The sequence below is a fragment of the Cytobacillus mangrovibacter genome, from assembly GCF_042865275.1.
GTDB lineage: Bacteria > Bacillota > Bacilli > Bacillales > Cytobacillaceae > Cytobacillus > Cytobacillus mangrovibacter.
Map to the genome: position 1 here is coordinate 1 of NZ_JBIACJ010000030.1, position 1,767 is coordinate 1,767.

1 protein-coding gene is annotated in these 1,767 nt (G+C 40.7%); it reads left to right on the top strand.

The window, feature by feature from the left end; genetic code table 11:
* Positions 1 to 118: 118 nt before the first annotated feature.
* Positions 119 to 1,231 carry an IS110 family transposase gene (locus ACFYKT_RS22260; protein ID WP_389224384.1) on the top strand — a complete coding sequence of 371 codons (1,113 nt, stop codon included), beginning with the start codon at positions 119 to 121 and terminating at the stop codon, positions 1,229 to 1,231.
* Positions 1,232 to 1,767: the final 536 nt, after the last annotated feature.

Below are 1,767 nucleotides of genomic sequence, written 5' to 3' on the forward strand. Positions count from 1 at the left end.
CGAGTTATCATGAACGAAACTAGCTCCTTACTCGTAAAATCGTAGGTTAATTTGGTTAGAATGTTTACTGGAAAAAACAAACCAAATCAGAGCTACATTACGGAAGGAGCTAGTTATTATGAAGGATACCATAAAATACGTAGGTTTAGACGTGTCAAAAGAAAAAATTGCAGTGGCAATTGCGGATGAGGGGCGAGGAGAGCCTAGATATTGGGGGTTGATTCCTCATACACCAGAAGCAGTTAGGCAATTAATAAAAAAACTTGGAGATAGCAAGAATCTGCGAGTCTGTTATGAAGCCGGTCCAACTGGATACCCACTTTATAGATTGTTGCTTACCTTAGGTGTTCATTGTGAAGTAATCGCTCCATCTTTAATACCAAAAAAACCAGGTGAGCGTATAAAGACAGATCGTAGAGACTCTATTCGACTCGCACAGTTATATCGAGCAGGAGAATTAACCAAAATTTATGTTCCTACAGAAGAAGATGAAGCTCTCCGTGATCTTGTAAGATGTCGTGAAGATGCAAAAGAAGATGAGCTGCGAGCTAAGCACCGTTTAAGTAAATTTTTACTCCGTAATAATATCCAGCCACCATCAGGTGTGAGCAAATGGACGGTCAAATATCGCAGATGGCTGGATACATTAAAATTTAATAGCAAGAAATTACAAGTGGTTTTCCAAGAATATTATCACCAACTAAAAGAGTTAGAACAAAGAATCCTAAGGCTAGAAGAAGAAATTAAAGTTCAGGCAACAGAGGGCGTGCATGCCCCAACCATTCAAGCGTTACAGTCATTAAGAGGGATAGCGCTTATTACAGCGACTAGTCTTGTAGCTGAAATCGGTTCGTTTAAGCGTTTCTCAACCCCCTCGCAGTTGATGGCTTATGTAGGTCTAGTCCCAAGTGAATTTTCGAGTGGTGAGAGTAGAAGACAAGGAAAGATCACGAAAACAGGAAATCGGCATGTGCGACGATTATTAAATGAAGCTGCCTGGAGTTATCGCTATCAACCAGCAGTTAAAGGCGAATTACAGAGACGTCAAAGGGGACAGTCGCCCACTATTTTGGCCATATCCTGGAAGGCACAAAATCGGCTGCATAAAAAATATTTTCGCTTATTATCACGAGGGAAAGAAAAAGGAAAGGCGATTACCGCAGTGGCAAGAGAATTAGCAGGTTTTATCTGGGCTATTACACAAGAGTTAGAAGAAGTACCAAACGCTTAATTTTTTTATTGATTCAATTTCCAACAACCAATTAGTTAGAAAATAGATGAATGAGAATAGGGCTCGAAGGCAAAGAAAAAAACCGGAAAGGAAAACCCACGCGCCTCCTCTGTGCTATATCTAAAATGATTAACGCACGTCTCGAGTTAGTGGATAAGTCCTTTATACGGAAAGATAAAATGTGAAAACCCACGGATATCAGAGCGCTAACCGCTGTAGAGATTTTTGCCTTCGTGCCGTGTTCTTACCTTCTATTCCATGTCAAAAAAAGGAGAGAAAAACACATTCCTTCTTTAGCTTAAAGGAGTATCTCACCTCTTCGAATGGCAGTCAAGGAGAGCACTTGACTGCCATTCGAAGAGGTGAGAAGTGGTCATCAAGCTAACGAAGGAGCTATTCTAGCCAAAATTGGCTAAACATCTAACAAGCTAGCAAAGAAGCGAAAAATAGCTTCTCTTCTTAGAGTTGGCCAAAAGCAGATCAAAACATGGTGTAGAGTGGGGACCTTGACAGTTTCGTTCATATCAGGAGGCTCA